This window comes from Anaerosolibacter carboniphilus, from assembly GCF_014205875.1.
In the GTDB taxonomy this organism is placed as follows: Bacteria; Bacillota; Clostridia; order Peptostreptococcales; family Thermotaleaceae; genus Anaerosolibacter; species Anaerosolibacter carboniphilus.
The window spans coordinates 25,719-46,860 of the sequence record NZ_JACHEN010000026.1 but is presented as its reverse complement, the minus strand read 5'-3'; the positions used below and the strand labels follow the sequence as shown (position 1 = coordinate 46,860).

Below are 21,142 nucleotides of genomic sequence, written 5' to 3'. Positions count from 1 at the left end.
TTTATATCTAAAATCTCGCTTGTTTCGTGAAAACCGGATAGGAACCAAAGATTTTGAAGAAATTGGTAATCCTTTGAATGTTGGATAACACTTTACGAATCTCAGGGTCATCTTGATGTCCGCAGAGATCGATATAAAAGATGTATTTTCCCAGTTCAGCCTTTGCAGGACGGGATTCAATTCTTGTTAGGTTTATGCTTTCCACTGCAAATTCTTTTAAAACAGCATACAAGCTGCCTGGAGAATCATTATGAAAAGAAAAAGCAATGGAAGTCTTGCATATTTGATTCGTAATCACTTCGTCCTCTTGACTGATCGCAACAAATCGTGTCTGATTAAAGGAATTGTCTTGGATAGCTTCCCCAAGGATATCCAATTCATAAATCTCCGCTGCCGTTTTGCTGGAAATGGCCCCATAGCCACTGCCTTTTTCTTTGGCAAGAACACATGCTGTAGCAGAGCTTTCACAAGATAGTAGCATCATGTTGGGATGATTTATGCGAAAGTATTCTCTACACTGCTCTATTGCCTGGGGGTGGGAATAAACATAGCGAATTTCTTCTATGCTTTTATCCGTCCCTAGAAGATTGTGCACGATGGGAAGAACAAGTTCTCCAGTGATTTTTGCACGACTTGTTCTCAACAATCCATCCATAACAGAATTAACGGCTCCTTCTGTAGAATTTTCAATCGGTAGAATACCGATATCAATCATTCCATCCTCCACGCTTTGAATAATCTCATAAAAGGTTTTAAAACCAAGGTGTAATGCATGGGTTTGGTAGGATAAGGCAGCCTCATAGCTATAGGAACCCTTCGGTCCTAAATATCCAAGTTTCATTTTTCCCCCTCCATATAGAAAATATCAGCCTATCGAAACGAAATTTGCTATATACCTATTCTTTATCCTTACAAAATGTTAAAGAAAATCCACTGTCTTTTAATATCTCTAAAGCCCTTTTCTGATCACTACAAGTTTCAAATGCTAGCCGAACAGCCCCCTGCTCTTCCTGTCTCGAATGAAGAATTTCGATCTCTTTAATATTAATGTGGTTTGCGCCCACCAGTTGTGTCAATTCTCCTAAGACACCTGGACGATCCTCCACACTTACGATAATTTCGTAAAGAGGTGCCATATAGCCTTGCCCATGACGAGGAATACTGTCTCGAATCAGCTTTGCGTTTTTTAGGTATTCCAACACCGCTTCTTCCTGATCATTGATAATCATTTCTTTTAATTCTGTTACACTTTCCTCTAGGTTTACGATCCCCTGCAGCAATTTATCTCTATTAAAGAAAAAGATATCCTTCCACATGGCAGGATTTCCCGAAGCAATTCTTGTTGTATCCCGGAATCCTCCTCCAACAAAAGGCAAATAAGAGATGCCATAATTTTGCGTAACCATGTTTACTAAAACGACAGCCACAAAATGTGGCAAATGGCTTATTTGAGAAACGATTTGATCATGTTCTTCACATGAAATCACAACAGGATAAGCGCCTAACATTTTCACCACGTTTTCTAATTTTTGTATGTCGCCCTTTGCAGTATCAGCAGCAGGCGTCAGAAAATAATAAGCATTTTCATACAAAAAAGGATTTGCAGCCTTGATGCCATCTTTTTCGGAACCAGCCATGGGATGACCGCCCACAAAAGAGATGTTTTCAGGAAGATAGGCTTTAGCAATTTTGGAAACATAGCTCTTTACACTTCCAACATCAGTAATGATAGTGCCTTCACGAATATGGAAGGACACTTCTTTTAAAACTTGAACATAGTAACCGATTGGAACAGCTATAACAACCAACTGAGCATCCGCGACGGCCTGCTCCATATTTTCAGCAATCACATCTATGGCACCCAAAGTTTTGGCATCTAGCATAGATTCATTGGATAGATCATAGCCAATAATTTGCCCACGAAAGCCTTTCTGTTTTAATCCAAGCCCCATAGATCCCCCCATTAAGCCCAGTCCTACAATACAAATTTTGCTAAAGTTCTCCATTTTGTTCACTCCCCTATCGCCAATCTTATCATTTCCTGCTAGATATAAAAAAGAATATATATAACATTCAAAATATTGTCAAGAAAATTATTTGATCGAAGCGTCACATAACCAGCCCAAAGCGCATAATTAGTATACTACAAGAATATAGAATAAATAATAAAGATCAGGACAAAATAATGAAATAAATACCCATAGAGAAATTTTACCGTTGACAAAACAAAAATCATTCAATATAATTAATTTTAATTTTTAAAATATTACATTTTGGTAAGGATGAATGAACATGGAAAAAATAATTAGAAAGGGCTGCAAATTGAATAACTATTTTTTTAACTTTTACTGGGGCTTTTACTTTTTTAGCGCTGGTTATTTTGCATTCAAAAAAATAGTTATAAATTCACTCTTTCTAAGAAGATCTATAGATCATCAAATTCAATGGCAGTAATCGCCATAAGGATGAATACTACTGTAGGTATAAGGAGGCTCTTAGATGAGCCTCCTTTTTTTATATATATTTTCAAAGCGCGCTGAAGATATATAAGCAGCATATTACTCGAAGTCAACCGAATCTATTTAGGAGGGATTATGGATGGTAATTATTATGAAACCTGATACACCAAAAGAAGAAATCGAAAGATTAACAGAAAAACTGGAGAATCAAGGATTCTCGGTTCATATTAGTGAAGGCGTTAATTACTGCATACTGGGTTTAATTGGAGATACGAGGAAGCTAAACCCTAGTCAGATTGAAGCCAACAGTTATGTGGAAAGAATTTTAAAGGTACAGCACCCTTTTAAGCTTGCCAGCAGAATCTTCCATCCCCAAGATACGATCGTAGAAATCGAAGGCCATAAAATCGGAGGAGGAAACATAGCCATTATGGCAGGACCTTGTTCCGTAGAAAGTGAAGCACAACTGATGACCATCGCACGCAGTGTGAAAGAACATGGATCACAATTTCTAAGAGGAGGTGCTTTTAAGCCCAGAACATCCCCCTACAGTTTCCAAGGTCTTGGTGAAGAAGGCTTGAAACTCCTACTCAAAGCAAAAGAAGAAACTGGAATGCCTATTGTCACAGAAGTCATGTGTGTAGAGACCTTTGATATGGTTGCGGCCTACGCTGACATATTACAAATTGGAGCAAGAAACATGCAAAATTTCGCCCTCTTAAAGAAGTGTGGTCAATCCACCAAACCAATTCTGCTAAAAAGAGGCTTGTCCGCAACCATTGAAGAGCTGCTGATGTCGGCAGAATACATCATGTCGGAAGGAAATCAAAACGTAATTCTGTGCGAAAGAGGTATCAGAACCTTTGAAACCTATACAAGAAACACCTTAGATCTTAGTGCGATTCCCGCGATAAAAGAATTGAGCCACTTGCCGATTATCGTTGATCCTAGTCACGCTGCTGGCAAATGGGCGATGGTTGAACCTCTTTCCAAGGCTGCAATAGCTGTTGGTGCTGACGGGTTGATCGTGGAGGTACATCATGAACCTGAGAATGCCCTCTCAGATGGTGCACAGTCACTAAAACCCGTGAAATTTGCAAAACTCATGGAAGCGGTCAGCCGCATCGCAGCAATCAATGGGAACTAAGGAGGGATGAAAGTGCTTAGGTATCTTACAGCAGGAGAATCCCACGGAAAATGTCTGATAGGCATTATTGAAGGTTTTCCTTCAAATGTCCCCATCTCTATAGATGAAATCCATAGAGATTTGCAAAGGCGACAGATGGGTTACGGTCGGGGCGATCGTATGAAGATCGAACAAGATCGCATCGAAATTTTATCAGGCATTCGAGGTGGAAAGACCATTGGAAGTCCTCTCTCCTTTCAAATCGAGAACAAGGACTATGCAAACTGGGAAAGATATATGAACCCTATAGAAATCGATGAACTGACAAAAAAGATAACTCGTCCAAGACCAGGCCATGCAGACTTGACAGGCGCTCTCAAATATAATTTTACTGATGTTCGAAATGTTCTGGAGAGAAGCAGTGCCAGAGAAACTGCTGTCCGTGTATCTGTTGGCAGCATCATCAAACAATTGATGAAAATTTTTGAGGTCCAAGTGGTAAGTCATGTGGTGTCTATCGGCAAGGTAAGCCTTCCGGAAAACATACAGGATATTGAGGCAATGAAAAAGGCTGATCAATCACCGGTTCGATGCATTGACCCCGAGAGCGAAGAAAAAATGATAGAAGAAATCAAAAAAGCAAAGGATGAAGGTGACTCGCTAGGCGGTATTTTCGAAATACAAGTCTTGGGAGTGCCCAGTGGATTGGGCAGCTATGTCCACTGGGACAGAAAGCTGGATGCAAAACTGGCTTATGCCCTCATGGGTATTCAGGCCATAAAGGGTGTAGAGATAGGCCATGGTTTTGAAAATTCCCACGAGAGAGGATCTAAGGTCCACGATGAAATCTTTTGCCATGAGGAACAGGATTATTACCGTAAAACCAATCGTGCTGGAGGGATTGAAGGCGGCATGTCCAATGGGGAGCCAATTATTATACGATGTGCCATGAAGCCTATCCCCACCTTATATAAGCCCTTAAACAGTGTAGATATTGAAACGAAAGAAAGCTTTGCCGCTTCCATCGAACGCAGTGATACTTGTGCCGTTCCGGCTGCTTCAATAGTAGGTGAAATGGTTGCTATCACCGTCATCGCAGAGGAGTTCTTAAGAAAGTTTGGGGGTGACTCCCTGGAGGAAATTACGGAGAGATGGAAACGTTTCAAATAGATTTTAGAAAAGAATCCAACCCATTGGTAGATAGATAAGGAAGGAAGATCGCATATGTTCATTAGACCTGCTAAACGGATCAGAGAAGCACTCAGTGTACCTGGAGATAAATCCATCTCCCATCGTTCTATTATGTTCTCCTCCATTGCAACGGGAGAAAGCAAGATATATAACTTTCTGATGGGAGAAGATTGCCTGAGTACCATAGACTGTTTTCAAAAGCTTGGCGTCAATATTGATATCACAGAGCAATGTATAACGATACAGGGTGTAGGATTAAGAGGTTTGAAAAAACCCTCTGAAAGATTATATGCAGGAAATTCTGGTACAACAATTCGCCTGATATCAGGCATTCTAAGTGGACAGAACTTTGACTGCGAGATTACCGGAGACGCTTCTATTCAGAGAAGACCCATGGGAAGAATCGTTGAACCCCTTAGAGAAATGGGAGCAAACATTTGTGGCATTGAAAAAGAAAATCATGCGCCATTAATGATCAGCGGCGGCAAACTTCGTGGCATTCATTATAATATCCCTGTTGCCAGCGCCCAGGTCAAATCTGCCATACAGCTGGCAGGCCTTTATGCAGAAGGGATAACTTCTATCCAAGAACCTCAAAAATCTAGAAACCATACAGAAATCATGCTAAAAAACATGGGGGCAGACATCGAAATACAAGGGCTGAAAGTCATCTGTAAACCTGTGGAAAAGCTTTTTGCCCGAGAGATTCATGTGCCAGGAGATATATCTTCTGCTGCCTTTTTTATGGTTTTAGGTGCCATAGCAAAAGATGGAGAAATATTAATAAAAGATGTAGGTTTAAATCCAACACGAACAGGCGTTATCGATATACTTCGGAAAATGGGTGCAGATATAAAGATCATTTATGAGAGAAGTCTCTCTGGAGAATTGGTGGGTGACATATTGATAAAAACTTCTTCACTTCGAGGGGTTGAAATTGGTGGTGAGATTGTTCCCCGATTGATTGATGAAATACCTGTTCTCGCTGTTGCTGCATGTTTTGCAGAAGGAACTACAGTAATTCGAGACGCTCAGGAATTAAAGGTAAAGGAAAGTAATCGAATTAAAGCCATGGTGACAGAACTGAAGAAGATTGGCGGAGATATCGATGAAACGGCAGATGGTATGATTATTCAGGGCCGTAAGAAGCTTCATGGTGGGCAGATTGAAAGTTATCATGATCACCGTATAGCAATGGCTTTAGCCATTGCTGGGCTCAGAAGCGAAGAAGGTGTTATCATAGACAATCCTAGCTGTGTAGATATATCTTTTCCTCATTTCTTTGATATATTGCATAAAATGACGGATCATGAATGATAAAATGCACGGAGACCATTGCAAACAGTGAATGTCTAAGAATGTAATTGATGAAGAAAGGTGTGAAAATTTTGTACGAACTGGAAAGAATGCGCAAAGAGATTGATCAGTATGATAAATCTTTAGTGGAAATTATAGAAAAGCGTTTAGAAACCGTTCTAGATATTCTAAAATATAAACAAGAAAAGGGGCTCCCTATCCAACATCCTCAACGGGAACATGATGTCATCGAAAAGACCACTTCTTATCTCCGAAATCCTGAATTTTCTATAGAAATACAGGAACTTTTCAAAGAGATCATGAGATTAAGCAGAAAACGACAGTCACAAGTTTTGTTTCCATGTAATATTGTTTTGATCGGCTTTATGGGTTCCGGCAAGAGTACAGTTGGAAAATTACTGGCACAACAGTTGGAAATGGAATATGTAGATATGGATCATTACATTCAAGAAAAGCTAGGTTTGACCATTGAGCAAATTTTTGAAACATACGGAGAAGAATTTTTCAGACAGCATGAAAAAGAAACCGCAATGGAATTGGGCCTCCTAAATAACACCATTATTGTCTGTGGTGGTGGTATCATACTAAACAATGAGAATATTGTTAATTTGAAGAGAAATGGAAAAACCATCCTATTAAATACAGAAGCCGAGGAGATTTATAATCGCATTAAAGACGATAAAAGCAGGCCTCTTTTAAAGGATAAAATGAGTGTAGACTATATTGATAAACTATTATGCCAAAGAAAATCATTGTATCTAGATGCAGCAGATATTATCGTCGATACCCATGACAAAAATATCGATGCTATCTGTAAAGAGATTGTGGGCACGCTTTTGCGTTCGTAAAATAGATATTCTAAAATAATTTACCACGAAATCGTCTACTATTTTTTATTATAAAAGGTTAATCGCAATATAAGGTGATTAACCTTTTTTACCTTTCTGTGGCATAGGTTACTAAAGAATCAATTTATTTTTCTTACACCTGTATTTCCTCTTTTTTCGCTGATGGCTCATACTTCAACAACCTACTAGAGTTGATAACCACTCCCACCGTACTGGCGTTATGGAGAATCGCTGCCGCCAAAGGCGAGATCAGACTGGTAGCTCCTAAGACAATCCCTAGTGCATTGATTCCGATGGCAATACCATAACTCTGCTTGATGACGGCCATGGTTTTTCGGCTGATATCTACGGCCTCCACGATCTTCACAGGATTGTCGCCCGCCAACACGATGTCGGCAGTTTCAATGGCGATATCGGTGCCCCCTGTTCCCATGGCGACCCCTACATCAGCTAAAGCCAAGGCTGGTGAGTCATTGACCCCATCTCCTACCATCAGTACTCTCTTGCCCCTTTCCTTTTCCAAGGCCACAATTTCTGCCTTTCCATCGGGCAATACATCACTCATGATTCTTTTGATTGCCAATTCCTTTGCAATGGCTAGGGCTGTAGCTTCGCTATCTCCTGTGATCATACCGATGTCCTCGATACCCCTCTCATTCAGCCCCATTACCGCTGCGGGACTTTCTTCCTTGATCACATCCTTGATACCGATCAAGGCCGACAATTTATGATTCTGGGCCAGGTAAATGGTGGTTTCCCCTTCCTGGGCCATGAATCGTTCAAACTGTTCCCCCATAGATAAGTCAATATTATGTTCCAGCATCATCCTTCTACTGCCAAGAATCACTCGATTTTCTCGAAATGCAGCCGTAACGCCTCTGCCGATGACAACCTGTATTTCATCAGGCATCTCTGGCTGAACCCCCATCTCCAGAGCTTTATTTACCACGGCCATAGCCAGTGGATGGCGATTTCCCTGCTCACAGCTGGCTGCAATATACATGGCTTCCTCTTGGTTGGTAGAAGCATCGATGGGGTAAATAGAAGTAACATTTGGTTTTCCCTTTGTGAGAGTCCCCGTTTTATCAAATAAAATGGTATCTACCTGTCCAATTTCCTCTAAATACCTCCCACCTTTGATGAGGATCCCTTTCTTGGCAGCATTCCCCATGGCTGCTGCCAATGCTGTTGGGGTTGCTAAACCTGCAGCACAAGGGCAAGCCACAATCAGGATGGTTACAGCTCTGATGAAATCACCCGTAAACAGATATACCAACCCTGATAAGAGAAAAGACCAGGGTACCAGCTTATCTGCATAAACGTCTGCGATATTCTGAATAGGTGCCCGCGTGGTACTTGCCTGCTCCACCAAGTGAATAATCCTCGAGATGGAAGTATCGTCTCCTACTTTCTGCCCACAGATATAGATCTTCCCCTGTTCTACGATGGTACCTGCAAAGACAAATCCTTCTACTTCCTTTATGATGGGAACAGATTCTCCAGTGATGGCAGCTTGATTGACCAGGGCTTCTCCTCTAATAATAGTTCCATCCACAGGAATCTTTTCTCCACTGTGTACCACTACGATATCATCCACCTTTAGTTCCTTTGCATCCACTGAAAGTTCCTCTCCATCTACCCACAGCCATGCCTTTTCCTGAGTATTGCTTAGCATGTTGCGTATGGCTTTTCTGGAACGATCTACGGTGATGGCTTCAAACAGTTCACTGATATTGATGAGCCAGATAACCACCAATCCTGTCATATACTCCTGCATAGCCAGAGATAATGCGGTAGCCGTTGCTATCAAAAAATCATTATTGAATTTTCTTTTATGTAACAGTCCATGGATTCCACTTTTGAAGATGGCGTAACCTGTGGCCAGAGTGGTAATTGAAGCAATATTTAGGGGACCCAAGCTAATCAGCGGCACGCCAAATACAACGGTTTTGATGAAGGTATAGGCCAATACCGCTCCTGACAAAATCACCTGCTTTTTTTGCAAGGATATAGGCAGCTCCTTAGGTTCCAATATCTTTTTTTCTTTTATATCCTCTACTAGAGTTTCAATGGTTTTTCTCAAGTTAATGGATAAAATGTTTTGGATTAGCTCCTTGATTTCAATGGCTTTCGGATTATATAATACCAAAACACCATTGGTACAGCTGGTTACCTTTACTTCATGAATCCCATTCATGCCAGAAAGCTCCCTTTGTAAAACAAGGGATTTCTTCGGACAATGAAACAAATCATGGTATCTGATTCTGATTCTACCTGGTATGGCAGAGAGTATATCAAAACGACGCATTCTTCATTTCTCCTTGTTGTCATCATCGGATTGCCTTTTCATGATGCGAAGAGAATCCTTCGCCATCTATAGATTCCTTGATGTCTGTTTACATATTTTCTGGCGCCATGCCATCCTTGCTGCCCTTCATGTAGGTAATCTCATCCTTCAGTCCTGCAATGGAGATATTCAACTGCTCCATGAGTCGATTTGAACGTTCCCGTTCGTCCTTTAGCTCCTTCATAAGCATTTCGTACATACCCATTTGCCCGGCCATTTGTTGCTCTTGTCCCATATGACTGGCTTTATCCATCATATTTCCCATCATATGCTTGCCTTCGTCAAACATCTCTTTTGTTTTATCTGAAAACATCATTACCCCTTGGGCACCTTTTACTGCTGCTGGACGAATTGCTTGTTTGATCTGGGGTCCGAAAAAATAGCCTACAGCAGCTACGCCTAAGCCGATTAAAAAGCTCTGGGAACCAAAAGGCTTCATCAAATCATTCATTTCATCTACCTCCTCCATTATTTTCCGAAGATTAGTGCTTTGCTAATGGCCTTGTATACATCTCGGTTGTTATGTTTCTCGCTGCTTTGTACCGCATAGGTGGAAAAGTTCTGAATGGACTCCTTCCACATATCAATGATCTGGTCTCGATACTGGGGTTGCTTTTCCATGATGTAAAAACTAGAATCTATGAGATTTCGCAAATCTGCGAAAGATTTTTCGAAGCCTTCTTTTATTTCATCAATATTTTCCAACTGCCTCACCTACCTGTCTATATAATTCATTTTATATTTTATGGGCCGCATGCCATTAAGCAAGATGATCAAGCTGTGAATATCCTTGTATAAGGATGCTCCAAAGGGCCCAATGACATTTGTCAGCGCCAAAATTATTCCTAAACCATTTAACCCTATGGATAAAATATGACTCTGATATATATTCCCCATGGTATATTTGCTGAGATCCATCAAGCTGGGAATCGAATCCAGGGCACCATTGGTGACAACAATATCTGCACAATTGGCTGCATCATGATTTGTGCCATCGACCAAGGCAATGCTCACATCTGCTTGACTAAAGGCAGGACAATCGTTAATACCATCACCAATCATCGCTACAGCTTTTCCCATCTCCTTGAGTCGTGTAATCCTTTCAATCTTATCTTGAGGTAACATATTCCCTCGATAAAAATCTGCCTCAATCTCTAATGCAACATGATTAACGATTTCTCTCGCATCTCCTGAGATAATCTCAATATCATGGATACCGATCTCCCGAATGCCATCTATAGAAGAGCGTGCATCTCTTCTTAGGCTATCCTGAATGCCGATCAAACCAATGATTTTCTGATCATAAGCTATATAGAGGGGACTCTGTCCTGACTGTTTCAACCTCTTTTCCTTGGCTTTAAAATCTGTGATACGAATATGATGGTCTAACATCATTTCTTTATTTCCCACAACAAGCTCTTTCCCATCTACTTTCCCTGATACTCCCTTACCAATCTTGTAATTCCCATTAGATAGTTCCAAGAGTTCAAGCCTTCGCCTCTCAGCCTCCATTTTTAGTGCTCTGGCTACAGGGTGATGATTGTTCTTTTCACAGGAAGCAGCTAAGGTTAGAATTCTCTCCTCCGTGCTTTCACCAATTCGAATGATATCCTTTATCTGCGGTTTTCCTGTGGTGAGGGTACCGGTCTTATCAAAGATGACGCGATCTATTTTACTTACCTTTTCGAGGGACTGGGCTCTTTTCACAAAAATACCATTGGCATAGGCATTCATCATGGCTGTCCTTAAGGCCATAGGTGTAGCTCCATAGGCTGGTTTAGGACATGCCACCAATAAAACAGATAGCAATATCATGGGATTTCTAGTGAAGATGAAACCTGTTAGGGAAGCAAGGGTCGCAAAAGGCATCAATTTGTGATAATATTGGTCCACGCTATCCTCAAATTCTAATTTTTCCTTCCATGATTCATTTACCAAGTTTAGAATCTTTCTATATTCTGTGGTGTTTCCCACATTTTGCACTCGAATTTCGAGCTCCCCATCTTCAAGGGTTGTCCCAGAATAAACCCGATCTCCCATATGCACATAATGGGGTGCGGATTCCCCTGTAAGGATCGCATGACTTAATGCCCCGCTGCCTGTGATCACGTTTCCATCTACAGGAATAAAATCACCGGTCATTAGTGCAATTCTGTCTCCTGGCTGGATCTCCTCATAGGAAGTCCGGATTCTTTGATCTCCTTCAATTCTATATACGCTGCCGCTTCGGTGTCGCAACAGCTCCACTAGTAGCTTCTTTGACTGAACATCAAAATATTGTACAATAGTCTCACTGAGATAAGTCATGGTAATAATAAATAGGCTCAAGGTACTTTCCCGAAGGACTATGCAAGTGAAAGCTGACGCACTCAAGAGCAGATCACAATTCATCAATCCCTTCCGTTTCATCGTCTCAACGCCTTTTTTCATCAAAGGATATCCCGTGACGATGGTGGTTACAGCGGCTACAGAAAAAATGCCGTAATTTGCAGCTAAAGGCGATCTGCCCAAAAATAATTGTTTTACCATGATACCTGCCAAGATCGAACCGCAAATGACCACCTTGCGGAGTCCTGTTCTAAATTCATCTTTCTCTCTCAAGGCATAAGATAACTCCGTAGTAAGACTATGACTCTGGTTGTAATCCATATCCTTGGCAGCATGGATCAACTGCTCTAAAGTTAGGACATCTAACCCTTTGTCATCAAAATAAATAAGAATATTCCCGGTATATGGATTGGCAGTAACTTGATATACACCCGCTATATTGGAAAGATGCTGATGAATCTTTTCTGCATATGCTTGATTTCCTTTTAATCCCTGGATTTTTATTCTTGCTCTCCCAGGAAGAACAAATTTGTTATTTGATACATTTGCATAGTACAAAGCCTATACCTCCTAAAACTATATTGCCATTACCATGCTTATTGCCATAGAGCTGAAATACATGATTGCACCCAGCAGTGCGATTTTTAATAGCATCATTTTCTATCCCTCCTTAGTGTTCTGTAAATTGTTGATCTACTTCTCCCTGATAATAATCCAGGGGCGTCATATTCCTCTTCATATTTTCATAATGGGCCTCAGCAATAATGTCTTCAACCTCTTCCTTGATACCATAGACTGCCCCCTTTGCATGCTCTGCTATATTCATTACCTGGCTTGTAGCCATGATCGTCGCTTTTCTTATGGGCTCCTTCGCCCTTACGAAAGCATTAAAAGTAACCACACCCAGAATAAATCCCAACGGCTCCACGCATCATACACCTCCTTTAAATAGCCTTTCATTTATTTTGAACAGATACCATTTTATTATTCACCTTTTCCTACTGATTTATAGGTAAATATTTCGTTAAATCTCCATGTAGTTTGTAATATTTTACTGCATTTTGTTAAATATACCAGTAAAACAGAGAATAACAATCCTTCTACTGTTTTATACTATATTTTGAATCTTTTCTCTTACGTGGCAATCTAGGAGGTTTATATGCGAGAGACAAATATCCAGAGTCTACAAAACCCACAATATACCCTAAATATTCCCGGGCGAATGAGGATCAAGATTGACGCTCTGCAAAATAACAAGTTCTTATGTACTCATTTTATGGCTTATTTAGGAAAAATCCCTGGCATTCTTTTGGTATCGGCCAATTGTTATACAGGTAAGATTTTGATTGTCTATGACATTGACAAAATCAATATCCATGATATTCAAGATGAAGTTCAGTCCTTATTGGGGAACAAAAAAAGGAAAGAGGACGGCGGCAAGGTGCTCCGTCCCAATTTTCGATTTAAAAAATCTTTGCCATTAAAAGATTTTCAAAAAAACAAATCTGTATTGTCTGATGAATATTATCATTATAATCTGAATACCATGCTGCCCTATGTACAGCAACTAAAGGATCATGCCCCTTGGCATACCCTTACGGTTGACGATATTCAGGATCAACTTCATGCCAATCTCTCGGAGGGCCTCAGTAAAGAAGTCATAGAAGATCGCCTAAAAAAATATGGGATGAATGTTTTTCAAGAAAAAAAACATCGCTCCCTGTTGTCTATGTTTTTCAATCAGTTTGATGGCTTCATCATCAAGCTATTGCTAGGAGCCAGCGGCATTTCCCTTCTACTGGGCCAGGTTGCTGACGCTGCGACAATTCTTGTAATCATTGGATTAGAAGCTACTTTGGGTGTATGGCAGGAATTTAAGGCTGAGAAGTCTCTTGATGCATTGAAGCAAATGGCTTCTCCCTCCGCCACCGTTTTGCGAGAAGGTAAGATCTTAGAAATTCCAGCCATTTATCTGGTACCCGGCGATACTATTTATTTAGAGGCGGGGAATAGCGTTCCTGCTGATGTTCGTCTCCTAGAGGGATATAGTCTTGAGGTGGATGAAGCCTCCCTGACAGGAGAATCTTATCCAGTATCAAAATTTCCGTCAAATTCCCTGGATGCCGATCTTACCTTGGGGGATCGGAACAATATGCTCTATATGGGTACCTCTGTGGTACGAGGAAAGGGTAAAGCTATTGTCGTCAGCACTGGAATGAATACAGAGATGGGTAAAATTGCAGCGATGTTAAATGAAGCAGAGGAGGAACGTACTCCGCTGCAAAAAGACCTAGATAAATTGGCAAAGATAATTTCTATGGCTTGTATAGGAATTTGCGGTATCATTACCCTTGGTGGTATTTTGGGCGGCCATCCTCTTTTGGAGATGCTTAATACGGGCGTAAGCTTGGCAGTAGGTGCTATACCCGAAGGATTGACCACAGTCCTTACCATATCATTGGCCTTTGGGGTGCAACGGATGGCCAAGAAAAATGCCATTGTAAAAACATTGCCCGCGGTGGAAACCCTAAGCTGTACCAAGGTCATCTGTACCGATAAAACAGGTACCCTTACGAAAAATGAAATGACAGTCAAAGAAATTGTAACCTTTGATAAGCAGATTCATATAGATGGGGAAGGATATAATCGTCATGGATACCTTTATCTTCATGGTGAGATTCTTGACGCATCGAAACATGAAGACCTGAACTGGATGCTGACCTCAGCCGCTCTATGTAACAATGCAAGTATTCAAGAAATAGTCGATGGACAATATGAAATCAAAGGAGATCCTACGGAAGCAGCCCTATTGATTGCCATTGAAAAGTCAGGAATCTCTCTAGATGACTTTTCCTGCTATAAAAGAGAACATGAAACACCCTTTGATTCTGAAACCAAACGGATGACTGCCATCTGCTCTGATGCCGATGGAGATTATTATGTCTTTACCAAGGGTGCAGCAGATAGGATTATTCATCAATGCAGCCGTATCATGGTTGGTAATAACGTAGAAACATTAACCCAATCCCATATTGATGAAATGATGAAGAAAAACGAACACTTGGCCTCTCAAGGTTTGCGCGTATTAGGCCTCGCTTATCGACCTTTGAAGAATAAACCAGAGCTCCTAGATGATCCTGAAATAGAAGCCCATATGATTTTCTTAGGTCTCGTGGGTATGATGGATCCACCTCGTCCAGAGGTAAAGGATGCCATAAAAAAATGTCATCAAGCAGGTATCAAGGTAGTCATGATTACAGGAGATCACAAAAGTACAGCAGCTAGTATTGCTGAATCCATTGAATTGCTCACAAAAGATGGCATTGTTCTTTCTGGCGAAGAACTAGATGTCATGACCGATGAAGAGCTTGCAAATGTTATCGACCAAGTTCAGGTATTTGCACGAACCTGTCCACAGCAAAAGCTTAAAATCGTGAAAGCTTTTAAAAAGAAAGGATATATTGTTGCCATGACGGGGGATGGCGTAAACGATGCCCCCGCTGTAAAGGAAGCCCATGTGGGAATTGCCATGGGCAAGTCTGGGACGGATGTCACCCGGGAGGCTTCCTCCATTATTTTAACAGATGATAATTTTAGCACCATCGTGAAGGCCATTGAGGAAGGTAGAACCATCAATCGAAATATCAAGAAATTTATGAAATATGTACTATCAGGGAATTTCGCCGAGGTTTTGTCTATATTTGCTGCTGCCGTCACTGGCATGCCCGTTCCTCTGATTCCAAGCCAAATCCTTATGATCAATCTGGTTACCGAGGGCATTCCTGCCTTGTCCTTAGGTGTAGACCCTCCTGAAGCGGATATCATGCTGGAGGCACCTCGAGATGCCAGTGTGAGTATCTTTGACAACAAATTAAAGCGTAGAATTATCACAAGAGGTATTGCCACAGGACTTACTACGTTGGGTGTATTCGGTGGTACACTGTTCTTAACGGGCAATTTGGCTAAAGCAAGAACTATGGCCTTCGCCAACATCGTATCTTGTCAAATGCTCCATGCCTTTGAGTGCAGCTCTATGTCCATCACGCGAAACAAATATTTAATGCCCTCTATCATCCTATCCACAGGATTAATGTTAGCATCTATCTATATGCCGCCTTTGGCTTCCTTGTTTGCCATGGTGCCATTAAACCTTATGGATTGGGGAGCCATTCTGTTATCAACAACGATCTTGAGCAGAATTGATGATTTCTTTAAGGATTTGCTCTATGTAGCCCGATTGAGAAATCGACCTTCCTTTGGTGTTATAGCGTAACATAGCAAAGGACAGCGATACTCGCTGTCCTATACTTATTCACCACATCGTTTAATGACTTCTTCCATTTTCTCCATGATATAGTCATATCCATTTTCCCCATGGGGAATTAGACAAAAACTACAATCCTTGATATTCTCTGAGTATTTAAAATTTCCACCACAATCCTTTTTTAATAGGTATAAAGGACAATAACAAAAAAGACAGTTGAACTTGCTATCGTCTGCTACCTTGTGACATGGAAAAAATTCGCAAGCCCTGTTCTGGCTAAATCTATAGGACATCTTTATTACCTCTTTTCTTTATTATTTTATAGCTCTTACCACCATCGCATAGGCATCTAATGCATAAGGCATACTCCCAAATCCGCCATAAAATTCTACCCTTTGAAATCCGGCCTTCTTTATCATGGCTTCCAAATCACCCTTCTGTAGGGCAAGTAATGGGATAGAATTATGATACTTGTGAGTCTCTGTTCCTTGATGAATGGTTAGCTCCGTATCAAAATCTACTTTTCCCATATCGTTTCTATGGAAATACTTGCGGACAAAGGTAATTCCTTCCCCTTTGGGTTCGATGGTAGGTAAATGATCAATATTGTATTTAATAATTCTATCATAATTAATGGTTTGAATCACCATCTGTCCTCCATCACGGAGCATGTCAAAAATATCCTGTATGAGTTTTTCTATCATATTCTTGTTGTCTAAATGTACGATGGAGTTACCGATACAGAAGATCAAATCATAGAGCGTTTCTTGCAGCTGCTCCCTAATTTTTGTCATATCTCCCTGGATAAAATGAACATATAAACTTTGTGCCTTTTCATTTGCTTGTTGAATCATCGTTTCATCGAGATCAATGGCATCCACATGATGGCCTGCTTTCGCTAGGGCTATGCTGTAATTTCCTGTCCCACAAGCGATATCCAATATTTTTGACCTCGGTTCTAAATCCTTTTTCAAAAACTGCAAGGTATCTTCACTCATTGGAAAAACAATATCATACACGCCACTTAAAGCTTCATAAAATTCCATCAAAACACCTCCCTTAGCTCCTTAGTAATAGAAATTCTACTTTGTTTTACTTTTTCCTTTCGTAAAAAAATTAATGCGTTCTCATCGGTGATTGCTATACCAATAATAGATTCGCAGTATAATACCTTTTTATTCAACAAATCCTATAAGGAGAAGTCACCGATACTAATGACATTGCACAATTCATTCTATATCAAGAGGTGGTCTATGAATTCCTTAGTTATATTAACGAGATCCAATCGCATTGAGAGCGTGCACAGAGGAAAAATATGTATTTCAGATGCTTCTGGTCGTGTCCTATCCCATATTGGAGATCCCCAGGGAAAAATTTACATGCGATCCTCCGCAAAACCCTTTCAAGCTGTAGCCCTTGTAGCATCGGGAGCCATGGAAAAGTATGGTCTTACCATGGAAGAACTTGCGATCATCTGTTCCTCCCATAGTGGAGAGGATATACACCGCAGTACTGTGGATTCTATTCTTCGCAAGATCGGTCTCACAGAGGATGCATTGGAATGCGGCGCATGCAATCCTTATAATAAAGAAATGAACGCTTTACTGATACAGAAAAAAGAAAAACCTACACCCCTTTACAATTGTTGTTCTGGTAAACATGCAGGAATGCTAGCCCTATGTAGATATCATCATTATCCCATAGAAAATTATACAGATTCTGCCCATCCTGTTCAACAGCTTATTCTAAAGGTAGTGGCCGAATTGTTAGCTATCAATACCGATCAAATCCCTCTTGGAATCGATGGTTGTGGGGTGCCAAATTTCATGCTCTCTATGAAGCAAGGTGCGACGCTATACGCTCGCTTGGCTGCAGGTACCAATATCCAGCATCCATACGCTCTTGCTTTAGAGCAAATCAAGACAGCCATGTTGTCTTATCCTGTCATGATCAGTGGTGATGGCGAGTTTTGTACAGAACTGATGTTACATACCCATGGTAAGGTCATTGGCAAGGTCGGCGGTGAAGGCATTTATTCTATTGCTGTTCCAGAAATGAATTGGGGTATGATGATCAAAGTTGATGATGGCAATGAAAGGGCTGTTTATCCTGTATCTCTTCATTTGCTGCGACAGTTGGGCATTTTAAATGGTAGTCTTCCTGAAGGCTTACAGCCCTGGGCCTATCCCCCTGTAAAAGATCATAAAGGCAAAATTGTAGGTTATACCTTGCCAGCCTTTGATCTCCATGGTAGGCAGCTCCCAGAGATAGAGATTGGAAAAGAATTTTCATACGGAGGAGAATATATATGGAACCATTGGCAGTAGCGACAAGAAATGATTATATCGAAAGCATTCATTATGGATACATAACCATTGTAGATGCTTCTGGTAAGATCCTATATAGCCTTGGAGATCCTAAAACCAAAATTTTTTTTCGTTCTTCTGCCAAGCCGATTCAAGCGATTCCTCTGCTTCACTCTGGTGCTGCAGAGGCCTTTGGCTTCTCTCTCCAAGAAATTGCCTTGGTATGTGCTTCCCACAGTGGTCAAGAATATCATCAGCAGGCTGCTGCTGATATTTTAGGCCGCCTTCAGCTAGAACCCAAGCATCTCCATTGTGGTATCATGTTCCCTTATAATGAAGAGGAACATAGAAAAATATTAAGGAATGCTGCTGAGCCTACCGTCCTTCACTCCAGCTGTTCTGGAAAACATGCTGGCATATTGGCGTTAGCCAAATATAGGGGTTATTCCATCGATCGTTATGAGGACTTCTCGCATCCAGTTCAGCAAGAAATCTTAGAAGCCATCGCCTATTTTACCAATGAGAACCCAGAAGAAATTCCAATGGGAAAGGATGGCTGTGGTATTCCTATTTACCTTCTCTCCATGGAAAAAATAGCATTATCCTACGCCAAGCTGATCCAATGGTCCAAGGATTCTCAACAATTATATCACCGTGCTTGCAAAACTGTGGTAGATGCTATGACCCAATTTCCCGAAATGGTCGGCGGAGACAAAGAATTTTGCACAGAACTGATGCAGACCACTGGAAGCAAGATCATTGGAAAGGTAGGTTCAGAAGCAGTCTATTGCTTAGGTATTCAAGAGGGGAGCTTGGGCGTTTGCGTAAAGATTATAGATGGCAATGAACGGGCCATTTATCCGGTTGTCATTGAAATATTAAAGTTCCTCGGCATCCTCAGCAACGCAGAACTTTCTAAGCTGCGCCAGTGGCATCGTCCTATATTAAAGAACAATTTGAATGAAACCATTGGTGAAATAATTCCTGTGTTTGACCTTCATGTGCCTAGGGAAAACCCCTATATCATGGGTAAAAAGATCAGCGATATATTATAGACTGAATGAATTGATGCAATCACCTTTGTTCTTCCGTAATGTCTTCGCTTTTCTTAAAATGATCTTCTTCTTTATCGATATATACACGCTTATCCCCATCAACTGTTGCATAGAAAACTTCCTTCATACTTTTTACATTCATCATTTTTAGCTGGTCTAATAACCATTTGACTGTTAATCCTCTTCTTTGGAGATTTTCATAGATAATATTACCTGTAATAATCACTTCTGTAGGTAAGCTTTCCTGCTTCGTCTGAAGGTTCATGTCCTCTGCCTTAACATATTCTTTCGACGCCACCTTTAAAACGCTAATTTCTCCTGTGGTTTCCAATATACCGTACTTGACACTATTGATATCAAATACATCTTTTTTTCGTAGTAAGTGGGTTAGATCGTCAACAGTATAGTGGAACCTTGAGAGATTTTTCTCTAGAATTTTTCCATCTTGAATCACAATAATTGGCTCTCCTTGAATAACTTTTGATACCCTTCTATTCTTTACACAAATGTACTGCATGAGAAAGGTTAAGCCGCCAAAGAGCACAAGGCCCAACAGATGATGCCATGTCCGCTGATTCAAATCTGTAGCCACGGTAGCAGCAATGGATCCAAAGGTAATGCCATTGATATAATCGAAAAGCGTAAGCTGGCCTACTTGCTGCCTTCCTAAAATTCTTGTAATGAATAAAATTGTAAAGAATGATAGTATGGTCTGTAAAAAAACTTCTGTAATCGTCGTCATATACTTCTCTCCCTGGATAATTCTATCGTTATAAATCATACTAATAATGTGGTATTATTTTTGATCTTTTATACAGGAGGATACCTTATGAGTCTGCTAATGCAAAGTATTTTTACCTTATCCTTTATTGTTATAGGCTTTCTCTTCATTTATTGGCTACACAAGCATAAGAAAATTTAAAACTTCGAACGAGTTATCTTCCTTTGGAATATGATATAGTGAAAAAAATCAAAGGAGGTTTTCTTATGCAGTTTCCCCATCATCATTGGATGAATCCCTATTGGCGCACCTGGCAAGGCAGCGAAATGGACTATTATAGATCCACTCCCTCCTATCGTTCCCAAGAATATAGAAAAGATTTCTATGACTATTTCGATTTAGAAGATCCAGCTCCTGATTTTACCTTAGAAGCCGTAATCGAAGGAGAACCTAAGGATATCAGTCTCTCTGACTATCAAGGAAAATGGGTGGTTCTCTTCTTCTACGGTTCTGATTTCACTTATGTCTGACCTACAGAACTGGCGGCAGTTGCTGACCGAATAGAGCAGTTTTCCAATTTGAATGCAGTGATTCTGGCCATAAGTACCGACAGCATCTTTTCCCACAAGATGTTTATGGAGATCTCTCCGTCGGGGAGAAAAATCAATTTCCCTATGCTATCGGATCGTACCCATGAGGTATCAAAATCCTATGGTGTTTTAGATGAAGCCGGTGGTTATGCTTATCGCGCTACCTTTATCATTGATCCTGAGGGGAACATTCAAGCCTTCTCCGTAAATCCTCAACCTGTAGGCAGAAATATTGATGAAATATTGAGGATTCTTGCAGGGCTGCAATATACAGAGAAAACAGGCATGGGTGCTCCATCGGGCTGGGTGCCTGGAAATCCAGGTATCCCAACAGGATGGGAATATGTAGGTAAATATTAAAAATATATTGATAATTCCCAGCATATTATGGTAAAATATAGAAGATCAATTTTAAGGAGGTGTAAGGATGAGAAAGCAGCTTTTGGTTAACACAATTTTAGAGAAACTACCCGCTTCAAATTCAGGAATTATTTTTATTTCTGCTATTTCAGGGGGAAGTCTATCTAAAATTAAATATTATGTTAACTAAAAGTAAGTACATCATCTTTACAAAACCATATGGTTTTCAC

Annotated in this window: 19 protein-coding genes; 9 read left to right on the top strand and 10 right to left on the bottom strand. The window is 40.6% G+C overall.

Annotation, left to right across the window (positions count from 1 at the left end; translation table 11 throughout):
• Window positions 1–7: 7 nt before the first annotated feature.
• A complete protein-coding gene (gene pheA, locus HNQ80_RS18455; RefSeq protein ID WP_184312154.1) occupies window positions 8–841 on the bottom strand; it encodes a prephenate dehydratase in 834 nt (277 codons plus the stop codon).
• 55 nt (window positions 842–896) lie between these two features.
• Window positions 897–2,006, bottom strand: a complete 1,110-nt coding sequence (locus tag HNQ80_RS18450) for a prephenate dehydrogenase (protein WP_184312153.1) — start codon at window positions 2,004–2,006, stop codon at window positions 897–899.
• A gap of 592 nt (window positions 2,007–2,598) precedes the next feature.
• On the opposite strand from HNQ80_RS18450, the gene aroF reads away from it, so the two are divergent.
• The 4 genes from aroF to HNQ80_RS18430 are packed head-to-tail and all read left to right on the top strand — an operon-like array spanning window position 2,599 to window position 6,941.
• Window positions 2,599–3,606 (top strand): 3-deoxy-7-phosphoheptulonate synthase, encoded by a 1,008-nt coding sequence (aroF, locus tag HNQ80_RS18445; protein WP_184312152.1) that lies wholly within the window; start codon window positions 2,599–2,601, stop codon window positions 3,604–3,606.
• Window positions 3,607–3,612: 6 nt separating this feature from the next.
• Window positions 3,613–4,755 carry a chorismate synthase gene (aroC, locus tag HNQ80_RS18440; protein WP_207727091.1) on the top strand — a complete coding sequence of 381 codons (1,143 nt, stop codon included), beginning with the start codon at window positions 3,613–3,615 and terminating at the stop codon, window positions 4,753–4,755.
• 54 nt (window positions 4,756–4,809) lie between these two features.
• The gene (gene aroA, locus HNQ80_RS18435; protein ID WP_184312150.1) at window positions 4,810–6,093 is read left to right on the top strand and encodes a 3-phosphoshikimate 1-carboxyvinyltransferase; all 1,284 of its coding nucleotides are present in this window, start codon (window positions 4,810–4,812) and stop codon (window positions 6,091–6,093) included.
• 50 nt (window positions 6,094–6,143) lie between these two features.
• Window positions 6,144–6,941, top strand: a complete 798-nt coding sequence (locus HNQ80_RS18430) for a chorismate mutase (protein ID WP_207727090.1) — start codon at window positions 6,144–6,146, stop codon at window positions 6,939–6,941.
• 133 nt (window positions 6,942–7,074) lie between these two features.
• Here the strand turns inward: HNQ80_RS18430 and HNQ80_RS18425 are convergent, their stop codons facing one another.
• From HNQ80_RS18425 to HNQ80_RS18405, 5 genes are all read right to left on the bottom strand, one after another.
• Window positions 7,075–9,249 (bottom strand): heavy metal translocating P-type ATPase, encoded by a 2,175-nt coding sequence (locus HNQ80_RS18425; RefSeq protein ID WP_184312148.1) that lies wholly within the window; start codon window positions 9,247–9,249, stop codon window positions 7,075–7,077.
• 88 nt (window positions 9,250–9,337) lie between these two features.
• Entirely contained in the window at window positions 9,338–9,739 is a 402-nt protein-coding gene (locus HNQ80_RS18420) for a hypothetical protein (protein WP_184312147.1), read from the bottom strand.
• A gap of 17 nt (window positions 9,740–9,756) precedes the next feature.
• Entirely contained in the window at window positions 9,757–9,993 is a 237-nt protein-coding gene (locus HNQ80_RS18415) for a hypothetical protein (RefSeq protein WP_184312146.1), read from the bottom strand.
• A gap of 9 nt (window positions 9,994–10,002) precedes the next feature.
• Complete coding sequence (locus HNQ80_RS18410) at window positions 10,003–12,174, bottom strand: heavy metal translocating P-type ATPase (RefSeq protein WP_184312145.1); 2,172 nt, start codon at window positions 12,172–12,174, stop codon at window positions 10,003–10,005.
• A gap of 112 nt (window positions 12,175–12,286) precedes the next feature.
• Window positions 12,287–12,544, bottom strand: coding sequence for a hypothetical protein (locus HNQ80_RS18405; protein ID WP_184312144.1), 258 nt, complete (start codon window positions 12,542–12,544; stop codon window positions 12,287–12,289).
• 231 nt (window positions 12,545–12,775) lie between these two features.
• Here HNQ80_RS18405 and HNQ80_RS18400 point away from each other — a divergent pair, with 231 nt between their 5' ends.
• Entirely contained in the window at window positions 12,776–15,889 is a 3,114-nt protein-coding gene (locus HNQ80_RS18400; RefSeq protein ID WP_184312143.1) for a cation-translocating P-type ATPase, read from the top strand.
• 35 nt (window positions 15,890–15,924) lie between these two features.
• Here HNQ80_RS18400 and HNQ80_RS18395 read toward each other — a convergent pair whose 3' ends face one another.
• Both HNQ80_RS18395 and HNQ80_RS18390 read right to left on the bottom strand, forming a co-directional pair.
• Window positions 15,925–16,179, bottom strand: coding sequence for a cysteine-rich small domain-containing protein (locus tag HNQ80_RS18395; protein ID WP_184312176.1), 255 nt, complete (start codon window positions 16,177–16,179; stop codon window positions 15,925–15,927).
• Window positions 16,180–16,194: 15 nt separating this feature from the next.
• Complete coding sequence (locus HNQ80_RS18390) at window positions 16,195–16,926, bottom strand: class I SAM-dependent methyltransferase (protein WP_184312142.1); 732 nt, start codon at window positions 16,924–16,926, stop codon at window positions 16,195–16,197.
• A 207-nt stretch (window positions 16,927–17,133) separates the two neighbouring features.
• Here HNQ80_RS18390 and HNQ80_RS18385 point away from each other — a divergent pair, with 207 nt between their 5' ends.
• Window positions 17,134–18,207, top strand: coding sequence for an asparaginase (locus tag HNQ80_RS18385; protein ID WP_184312141.1), 1,074 nt, complete (start codon window positions 17,134–17,136; stop codon window positions 18,205–18,207).
• Window positions 18,189–19,241, top strand: a complete 1,053-nt coding sequence (locus tag HNQ80_RS18380) for an asparaginase (protein ID WP_184312140.1) — start codon at window positions 18,189–18,191, stop codon at window positions 19,239–19,241. The genes HNQ80_RS18385 and HNQ80_RS18380 overlap by 19 nt, the downstream gene beginning before the upstream one ends.
• Before the next feature lie 19 nt (window positions 19,242–19,260).
• Here HNQ80_RS18380 and HNQ80_RS18375 read toward each other — a convergent pair whose 3' ends face one another.
• Window positions 19,261–19,983: a DUF421 domain-containing protein gene (locus HNQ80_RS18375; RefSeq protein WP_184312139.1), complete on the bottom strand. Its 723-nt coding sequence runs from the start codon at window positions 19,981–19,983 to the stop codon at window positions 19,261–19,263.
• A gap of 305 nt (window positions 19,984–20,288) precedes the next feature.
• Here HNQ80_RS18375 and HNQ80_RS18370 point away from each other — a divergent pair, with 305 nt between their 5' ends.
• Complete coding sequence (locus tag HNQ80_RS18370; protein WP_184312175.1) at window positions 20,289–20,912, top strand: peroxiredoxin; 624 nt, start codon at window positions 20,289–20,291, stop codon at window positions 20,910–20,912.
• 67 nt (window positions 20,913–20,979) lie between these two features.
• Complete coding sequence (locus HNQ80_RS26330) at window positions 20,980–21,102, top strand: hypothetical protein (RefSeq protein ID WP_279289013.1); 123 nt, start codon at window positions 20,980–20,982, stop codon at window positions 21,100–21,102.
• Window positions 21,103–21,142: the final 40 nt, after the last annotated feature.

Bases quoted from the DNA above. Each gene is read 5' to 3' on its own strand.
- HNQ80_RS18385 (WP_184312141.1), top strand. From the start codon at position 17,134: ATGAATTCCTTAGTTATATTAACGAGATCCAATCGCATTGAGAGCGTG.
- HNQ80_RS26330 (WP_279289013.1), top strand. From the start codon at position 20,980: ATGAGAAAGCAGCTTTTGGTTAACACAATTTTAGAGAAACTACCCGCT.
- aroC (WP_207727091.1), top strand. From the start codon at position 3,613: ATGAAAGTGCTTAGGTATCTTACAGCAGGAGAATCCCACGGAAAATGT.
- aroA (WP_184312150.1), top strand. From the start codon at position 4,810: ATGTTCATTAGACCTGCTAAACGGATCAGAGAAGCACTCAGTGTACCT.
- HNQ80_RS18375 (WP_184312139.1), bottom strand. From the start codon at position 19,983: ATGACGACGATTACAGAAGTTTTTTTACAGACCATACTATCATTCTTT.
- pheA (WP_184312154.1), bottom strand. From the start codon at position 841: ATGAAACTTGGATATTTAGGACCGAAGGGTTCCTATAGCTATGAGGCT.
- HNQ80_RS18420 (WP_184312147.1), bottom strand. From the start codon at position 9,739: ATGAATGATTTGATGAAGCCTTTTGGTTCCCAGAGCTTTTTAATCGGC.
- HNQ80_RS18425 (WP_184312148.1), bottom strand. From the start codon at position 9,249: ATGCGTCGTTTTGATATACTCTCTGCCATACCAGGTAGAATCAGAATC.
- HNQ80_RS18430 (WP_207727090.1), top strand. From the start codon at position 6,144: ATGAAGAAAGGTGTGAAAATTTTGTACGAACTGGAAAGAATGCGCAAA.
- HNQ80_RS18380 (WP_184312140.1), top strand. From the start codon at position 18,189: ATGGAACCATTGGCAGTAGCGACAAGAAATGATTATATCGAAAGCATT.
- HNQ80_RS18390 (WP_184312142.1), bottom strand. From the start codon at position 16,926: ATGGAATTTTATGAAGCTTTAAGTGGCGTGTATGATATTGTTTTTCCA.
- aroF (WP_184312152.1), top strand. From the start codon at position 2,599: ATGGTAATTATTATGAAACCTGATACACCAAAAGAAGAAATCGAAAGA.
- HNQ80_RS18400 (WP_184312143.1), top strand. From the start codon at position 12,776: ATGCGAGAGACAAATATCCAGAGTCTACAAAACCCACAATATACCCTA.
- HNQ80_RS18450 (WP_184312153.1), bottom strand. From the start codon at position 2,006: ATGGAGAACTTTAGCAAAATTTGTATTGTAGGACTGGGCTTAATGGGG.